This window comes from Asticcacaulis biprosthecium C19 (assembly GCF_000204015.1).
Classification (GTDB): Bacteria; Pseudomonadota; Alphaproteobacteria; order Caulobacterales; family Caulobacteraceae; genus Asticcacaulis; species Asticcacaulis biprosthecius.
In genome coordinates this window covers 444,816-452,051 of the sequence record NZ_GL883078.1, presented here as the reverse complement: position 1 = coordinate 452,051, position 7,236 = coordinate 444,816, and the positions used below count along the sequence as shown (strand labels likewise).

Here is a 7,236-nt window from a genome sequence, read left to right as displayed (position 1 = left end):
AATTCTCATAGCAGCAAGGACCTTTCAGATGAAAAATCCAAAAATCTGACACTCGCCGCATTGGCGCCACCCTTCGGCGCCCACAGCCCCCGGCCCAGTCGCCTCAGCCGGATATCAGCGGTACAACCGGACCTGCTTCTCGCGGATCTGGGTACGCAGGCCGAAGCTGACCGCGACGGCTTTCGAGAAGCCGACCGGATCATTGGCCTGGAACAATCCGGTCACCGTCTCGCGCGCGATCTGGGGATCTTCGATCACGATGCGGGTGTCGCTGTAGCGGGCGAATTCGGCCGCGGCCTGGCGCAGCGTGTCACCTTCAAAGGCGATGCGGCCTTCACGCCACGCCATGGCGCGCTCGACCTCGGTCGGCGCTACCGCAAGCCGCCGGATCGGCCCGCTGTCCGACGCTTCGGCCCGGTTCATCGCCGGCAGACGCAAGGTCGTCGCGACCGGTTGCGCGGTCTGGCGGACATCGACGATACCTTCGCGCACCAACACCTGTACCGGCAGTCCGGCCAGACGGCGTACCACAAAACTGGTTCCGACCGCCGTGATCTCGGTCTCGCCGGCCAGGACGACAAAGGGGCGGGCGGCGTCCTTGACGACGTCGAACAGAGCTTCGCCGTCATCCAGGTGGATGGCCCGCCGGTTATGGCTGTAGGCGACCCGGATGTGCGAATGGGTGTTGAGGCTGATCACCGAACCGTCGTCCAGAGGCACCACCTTCATTTCGCCGACATGGGTCAGGTGCGCCTGGCCACGCCCGGTCATGCTCAAACCAACCCAGGCGGCGGCGCCAAGCCCTGCAGCCACGGCGCCTCCACCCATCAGCCATTCGCGCCGGGTGACTATCTTTTTGCGGCCTTCAAAGCGGCGCGGATCATAGGCGGGGCCCAGCGCTGCAGCCCGTTCACTGTAGGCCGATACCGCCCGGGCACGGGCATAGGCCCCGGCGCGGCGCGGGTCTTCGCCCAGCCAGGCGTCGAGCTCGGCGTCTTCTGCGGGCGTGAGCCCGCGATCGGCCCTGGCCGCCCAATCGGCGGCCGTGGCGTCAATCTCGCTCGCCGTCTGATGTTTCGGCACGTTTCCGGGCACCCTGGGCATGGCCTTTATGCAACTTACTTCCCCACGCCTTAGACGCTCGGGCCGTGTCATTTCCGCTATGTGAAATTAGCGTCATTAGTAAATTAATGCCACGGCTCATATGTTTCTCAACGGTACTCTCCGACAGGCCCAACTGACGGGCGACATCGCGCTGCGACAGGCCGTTGACGCGGCGCAGAACGAAGACATCGCGGATCTTTCCCGGCAGTCCGGCAATGGCCTGAGCCAGGCGGTGCAGTTCGTCACGGCCGATGACCTGGTCTTCCGGCGAGCAGGCGTCCGCCATGGTCCCCAGTTGATCGAGGTCGTTGACCGTCTGAAAGGAAACGATCTTGCTGCGGCGGACGTGACTGACCAGGACCGACCAAGCGGTTTGGAACATGTAGTTGCGGACATTGATGATGTTGGAAACGTCGTCGACCGTGATCAGCCGGGCATAGGTTTCCTGGACGATATCATCGATGTCGAGCCCGTGGATCCGGCGATGGCTGAGCCAGGCGCGCAGAGCCGGTTCATGCTGGAGAACATGCCGTGATAGCCACAGAGTGCGTTCGTCGCTGACCCGCATGGTGCGTACCCTAGGTGAGGATAGGTGCACCGGGCCGGCTGGGTTCGTTGGTCATGAATCCTTGCCCCGGTTACCGCTTAAGTTTGCGGCTTTGGATTATGAAACGCAGTACTAGGTAGTGAGATTATGATACCGGTATCATGAAAGCGAGGGGTCGGCAATCCGGGCACGGAAGATTCTGGACTGTCGCACTCATCTGGGCCACGCGGTGTATCCGGGTTTCGACAATCACATCTTTGTTATGAATATCCGGTTTCGCTTTAAACCGTCCTGAGTTGGCCGTAATATACCCAGGTTCCCAGATAAGCGGGAACTTAGAAAATAAGGAACCAGATCGCTTAAGTAAAGTGCTAACACAGCCGCAAGTCTATGCGCGGCGATATGTCGAAACCTCGGCACCAGCCCATATTTGCTTTGTACGCGATCAAGCCCCCGATACCGTGACATTTCGTTCTCCCGTTAAGGGAGTGCGCATCTTCTTGGGTTATTTTCTGCCAACTGTCAAAATGGGGCGCGGGGGAAACCCGCGTTAAGAACGTCATGAACAATCTGAATCCGCGGTTCGCCATCCCGAACCGTATCAAGCTCTTCGTGGGTGCCGGCGCCGTCGTCCTGCTGTCGCTTTTCATGCTGGTGTCGTGCGGCCAGACCATCCAGCCCGGCAATGTCGGGGTCAAGATCCGCACCCTGGGCCCCCAGGCCGGTGTCGACAAGACGCCGATGCCGTCGGGCTATCATATCAACCTGGTCGGCGAACGCATCGTGGAGTTCCCTCAGATCCAGCGCACCTACACCTATACCAAGGAAGAGGATGAGCGCGGTCGTGAGAACGAGGAGATCAACTTCTCGGACAACAACGCGCTGCCGATGACCGCCGACGTGCAACTCGTCATGCGCATCGACCCGTCCAAGGCGCCGGAGCTCTATACCCGTTACCGCCTGACCTTCGATCAGTTGTTCGAAGGACCGATCCGCAACGACGTCCGCACGGCGATCGCGGCGGAGACCGAACTGGTCAGCGTCGAGTTCCTGTACCGCGGCGGCCGCCAGCAGGTCATTCAGAAGGCCCTGCAAAGGGTGCGTAACAAGTGGGAGGGCCAGGGCGTCAATATCAGCCAGCTCGACTGGATCGGCACCATCCGCTACCCGCAGGTTATCCTGGACTCGATCCAGGCCAAGACCAAGGCCGATGCCGACGCCTCCGCCGCCCAGGCCCAGGTCGCTGTGTCGAAGGCCCAGGCCGACGCCAAGATCGAAGAAGCGCGCGGTCAGGCCGAGGCCAACCGGCTGATCGCTCAATCGATCGCCGCCAGCCCCGAGGTGGTCAAGCTGCGGGCCATTGAAAAGTGGGACGGCAAACTGCCCACCACGACCGGCGGTGCGGTGCCCTTCATCGACGTCGGCAACCGGTAAACCCAACGAGAGGCGGTTCTGCAGCCTCATGCCAAAAAGTGGCCAAGACACGTTCTTAGGCACTTTTTGGGTAAACATGAGGAATCACAAAAGAGCCGCCTCTTCTTTGGTGAGCGGAAACGGTTTAAGCTTTCCTGAACACAGGAGACTTGCCATGTCTGATCTGCACCGCCGAACCTTCCTGGCCGCTGCGATCGCGTCGGTCGTTGCCGGCTCGGCGAGCGCCGGAGCCAATCCCGTTCCCGTCATCTTCGACACCGATATCGGTGGGGATGTCGATGACACCTGGGCCATTCTGCAACTGCTGCGGCGACCAGAATTGGACTTAAAGTTGGTCAGCACCGAAGCCGGCAATGCCCTGTACCGGACCCGTCTGACCGCCAAACTGCTGACCCTGGCGGGGCGCAGCGATGTCACGATCGCCATGGGGCAGGGGCCAGGTGACGGCAAAGGCCCGCAGGACGCCTGGCTGGGCGCGTATCAGATGGCCGAATATGCCGGACCCGTCCGGCCTGACGCCGCCCAGGCCATTGTCGACACGGTCATGGCATCGCCCGAGCCCGTCACCATCATTGCCGTCGGACCGCTGACCGAACTGGCGGCGGCGCTCAAACTCGAACCTGATCTGGCGAAGAACGCGCGCTTCGTTGGCATGCATGGCGCCGTGCGCGTCGGCTACGGCGGATCGTCCAAGGTCGAGCCTGAATACAATGTCCGGGTCGATCCGGCGGCTTTGCAAACCGTGTTCGACGCTGACTGGATTTCGTGCAGCATCACACCGCTGGACACCTGCGGCCTGCTGTATCTCGAAGGTGAGGAGATGCGGCGGGTGCGCGGCAGCACCGATCCATTTGCACGCGCCGTCATCGCCAACAGCGAGGCCTGGCTGCCCAATGCGCCCTGGATGCCCAAGGATTTCGACCTGACCCAGAAGAGCTCGACCCTGTTCGACAATGTCGCCGTGGTCATGGCTTGTGACGAAAGCGACCTGGTCATGGAGACGCTGAAACTGCGTGTGACACCTGAGGGCATGACGGTGATTGACGAAGCCGACGGCCGCCCCGTGCGGGTGGCATCAAGCTGGAAGGACCTGGCAGGCTTCAAGGCAAAGCTGATCGCCGACCTGACGCGGCACCCCGATTCATCGACCGCCACTTGACCTGCTATTCGCGAAGCGCCAGTTGCACGGCCTGCAATTCGCGCAGAATTCCTACCTGCCGGCGAAGTCGGCCAGGCAGCGTCACGCCAGCCGTGACATGTCTTTCTCATCGCCCCACCCGAGAGGAAGACCCCATGTTCAAGTCCCAACTTATCAATGTCGTGTTCGCCGCCGCCTTGCTGGGCCTGACCGCCACCGCGGCCCACGCCGAAACGGCCAGCCTCACCGTCGTCTGTGATAATCTGAAGCCCCAGGGCAAGGTTATGATCGCCATCTATGACAGCCAGGCCGGTTATGACGGCGACAAGGCGGTGTCCTATGCCATGGCCGATGTCACCAGCTCTCAGGCCAAGGTAACGGTCGAACTGGCGCCGGGCGAATACGGCCTGAAAATGTTCCACGACATTGATGGCGACGGCAGGATGGGCATGAACCCCTTTGGCATGCCAACCGAGCCTTTTGCCTTTTCCAACAATGCCAAGGGCAATATGGGACCGGCGACCTGGGACGCTGCCCGCTTTACGGTGACGGCGCCCGAAACCACCCAAAACATCGCATTCTGAGGGCGTTCGTCATGACAAACTTCGATATGTCCCGCCGCGGCCTCCTGGGCGCCCTGACCGGTGCCGGCGCGGCAGCGTTTGCTCCGAAATCCTGGGCGGCCGCTGCGGCCGACTGGACCATTGGCGTCAGCAATGCCCCCGCCGAAGGCTACGCCGACAGCGCCATGATGCGGCTGCATGGCCGCATGCCGGCTGGCCTGTCGGGCCAGCTATACCGCAACGGCCCGGCCTGGTTCCGCTACGGCGACGACATCACCGGCCACTGGTTCGACGGCGATGGCATGATCCAGCGCTATGACCTTACCGGCGACGGCGTCCGTCATAGTGGGAAGTTTGTCGACACCTTCAAGCGCCGCACCGAACAGGCCGCCGGCCGGATCATGATGCCCGGCTTCGGTACCAAGGCAGCGCCCGATGCACCGGTATCCGGACCAGATGACGTCAATGCCGCCAACACCTCGGTGATGCGCGTTGGCGATGAACTCTGGGCGCTCTGGGAAGGCGGTTCCCCCTACCGCGTCGACCCGCACAGCCTGGCTACCCTGGGTCCCAAGACTTTCCGCGACGATCTCAAGGGCATGGCCTTCCTGGCCCACCCCAAGGTCGAGCCGTCGGGCCGCATCTGGAGCGCCGCCTTTATGGGCAGCCGCGGCTGGATCTGGCAACTGGACGCCAGGGGCGGCCTGGAACGCGGCGAGATGATCGAATTGCCCTTGCCGGGCTATACCCACGACTGGGCGGTGACCGAGCGCTATCTGATCTTCCCGATGCAGCCCTGGGTCATGGAGGGAATGACCGTCCCCATCTCTGAGCACATGTCCTGGAAACCCGAGCAGGGGCTTCAGATTCTGGTCGTTGATAAGAACGACTTCAGCAAGCGCCGCGTCTACGAGCTGCCGGCAGCCTTCTACTTCCACACCGGCGATGCCTGGGAAGACAGCGACGGCACCTTGCATTTCGATGTCTGCCTGACCGCTACGCCCGAGTTCGGCGCGAAGGGCGGTCACGACATCGTCCGCGGCAAATTTGATAGCGGCACGGCCGGCGCAGATCTGGTTCTGGTCAGCCTGTATCCCGATGGCCGCGCGGTGACGCGTCCGACCGGTGTATCGGCGGAATTTCCCCAGACCGATCGCCGCCGCCAGGGCCTGCGCCGCGACCGGGTGGTCCATGTCCATGGCGAGTCAAAGATCCATCCCGGCGCCCGCGCCCTGTCGCTGTTCGACTGGAAGACGGGAAAGCGCCAGGTCCACGATTTCGGCGCGGACGCCATGGTTGAAGAGGCACTGTTCGTGCCGCGTCCCGGCGGGACGGAGGAACTGGACGGCTGGATGGTCGGGACGGTGCTGGATCTGAAGGCCAAGGCGACTCAGTTGCATGTCTTCGATGCCCGTCACCTCGACGACGGCCCTGTGGCGTCCTGGCAGGGGCAACATGCGACGCCACTGGGCTTCCACGGGACGTTTGTGAGTTGACGCCCTGAAACCTTCGCGAAGCGGCAATGACATGCGCCACGCGCGGCGTCAGGCAAAGCCTGTTTTCCTGTCGCGCTAAAGCTTCAGAATGGCCTTAACATTCAGGTCGTAGATCACGATGACCAGGCCAATCAAAGCTGTCTGAAGCACATCGCCCAGATACAGCAGGGCGGGGTTGAACGGCAGGGCCGAGCGTTCGGGAATCTGGCTGATGAGAAAGGTGACGCCGCAAAACCAGGCCAGCCCGCCCATGGCCATGACGGTGATCAGCGCCGTGGCCATCACGGTGGCCATGCGCAGCTTGTTTTCCTGGTCGCGGGTGACGGAATAGGGCGCGCCGCGGTTGCCGAAACGGTAAAACACCGTCGCACCGCTGGGGCCTGTTCCGAAAAACACCTTGTCGATCATGCGGTTAGATTTCCCCGAAACAACAAGTGTGCGCGCGTTTGAAGGTCTTGGCAAGGGGGCGCTAGCCGCCTCCGATGGGCGCACGGAAACTCTCGACCAATGACCCCGCCACCAGCCGCCAGCCGTCGACCAGCACGAAGAAGATCAGCTTGAACGGCAGCGACACCACCACAGGGGGCAGCATCATCATCCCCATGCTCATCAGCACCGACGCCACGACCAGGTCGATGACCAGGAAGGGCACAAACAGCAGGAAGCCGATCTCGAACGCCTTTTTCAGTTCCGAGATCATGAAGGCCGGGGTGACGACACGGACCGGCAGTTCCATCTTGTCCTGCGGCATCTCCATCTTCGACAGGCGCACGAAGAGGCCCAGATCGTCGTTACCAACCTGGGCCAACATGAAGGCCTTGACCGGCTGCGAGGCAGCGTCGAAGGCCTGGGGCAGTTCCATCTCCTGGTCCATGAGCGGCCGGATGCCCTGGGCATAGGCGGCCTCATAGGTCGGTGCCATGACGATGGCCGACAGGAACAGCGACAACGAAA

At 62.2% G+C, this 7,236-nt stretch carries 8 protein-coding genes; 4 read left to right on the top strand and 4 right to left on the bottom strand.

All coding sequences use genetic code 11. From position 1 onward, the window contains the following. Positions 1–114 precede the first annotated feature (114 nt). The gene (locus ABI_RS12520; protein WP_211211163.1) at positions 115–1,083 is read right to left on the bottom strand and encodes a FecR family protein; all 969 of its coding nucleotides are present in this window, start codon (positions 1,081–1,083) and stop codon (positions 115–117) included. Further along, positions 1,052–1,672, bottom strand: coding sequence for an RNA polymerase sigma factor (locus ABI_RS12515; RefSeq protein ID WP_006273369.1), 621 nt, complete (start codon positions 1,670–1,672; stop codon positions 1,052–1,054). Before ABI_RS12515 ends, ABI_RS12520 begins: the two co-directional genes overlap by 32 nt. Positions 1,673–2,212: 540 nt before the next feature. Here ABI_RS12515 and ABI_RS12510 point away from each other — a divergent pair. From ABI_RS12510 to ABI_RS12495, 4 genes are all read left to right on the top strand, one after another. After that, entirely contained in the window at positions 2,213–3,085 is an 873-nt protein-coding gene (locus tag ABI_RS12510) for an SPFH domain-containing protein (protein WP_050808285.1), read from the top strand. 154 nt (positions 3,086–3,239) lie between these two features. Then, the gene (locus tag ABI_RS12505) at positions 3,240–4,244 is read left to right on the top strand and encodes a nucleoside hydrolase (RefSeq protein ID WP_006273368.1); all 1,005 of its coding nucleotides are present in this window, start codon (positions 3,240–3,242) and stop codon (positions 4,242–4,244) included. Between the two features lie 134 nt (positions 4,245–4,378). Beyond that, positions 4,379–4,807 carry a DUF2141 domain-containing protein gene (locus tag ABI_RS12500; RefSeq protein WP_006273367.1) on the top strand — a complete coding sequence of 143 codons (429 nt, stop codon included), beginning with the start codon at positions 4,379–4,381 and terminating at the stop codon, positions 4,805–4,807. 11 nt (positions 4,808–4,818) lie between these two features. Next, positions 4,819–6,282, top strand: a complete 1,464-nt coding sequence (locus ABI_RS12495; RefSeq protein ID WP_006273364.1) for a carotenoid oxygenase family protein — start codon at positions 4,819–4,821, stop codon at positions 6,280–6,282. Between the two features lie 75 nt (positions 6,283–6,357). Here the strand turns inward: ABI_RS12495 and ABI_RS12490 are convergent, their stop codons facing one another. Together ABI_RS12490 and fliP are read right to left on the bottom strand one after the other, a co-directional pair. Next, the gene (locus tag ABI_RS12490; RefSeq protein WP_006273363.1) at positions 6,358–6,690 is read right to left on the bottom strand and encodes a hypothetical protein; all 333 of its coding nucleotides are present in this window, start codon (positions 6,688–6,690) and stop codon (positions 6,358–6,360) included. A gap of 61 nt (positions 6,691–6,751) precedes the next feature. Beyond that, the coding region (gene fliP / locus ABI_RS12485) for a flagellar type III secretion system pore protein FliP (protein ID WP_040309218.1) at positions 6,752–7,236 on the bottom strand (485 nt) is incomplete at its 5' end.

Coding starts and splice junctions, on each gene's coding strand:
- ABI_RS12510 (WP_050808285.1), top strand. CDS start 2,213: ATGAACAATCTGAATCCGCGGTTCGCCATCCCGAACCGTATCAAGCTC.
- ABI_RS12515 (WP_006273369.1), bottom strand. CDS start 1,672: ATGCGGGTCAGCGACGAACGCACTCTGTGGCTATCACGGCATGTTCTC.
- ABI_RS12505 (WP_006273368.1), top strand. CDS start 3,240: ATGTCTGATCTGCACCGCCGAACCTTCCTGGCCGCTGCGATCGCGTCG.
- ABI_RS12490 (WP_006273363.1), bottom strand. CDS start 6,690: ATGATCGACAAGGTGTTTTTCGGAACAGGCCCCAGCGGTGCGACGGTG.
- ABI_RS12495 (WP_006273364.1), top strand. CDS start 4,819: ATGACAAACTTCGATATGTCCCGCCGCGGCCTCCTGGGCGCCCTGACC.
- ABI_RS12500 (WP_006273367.1), top strand. CDS start 4,379: ATGTTCAAGTCCCAACTTATCAATGTCGTGTTCGCCGCCGCCTTGCTG.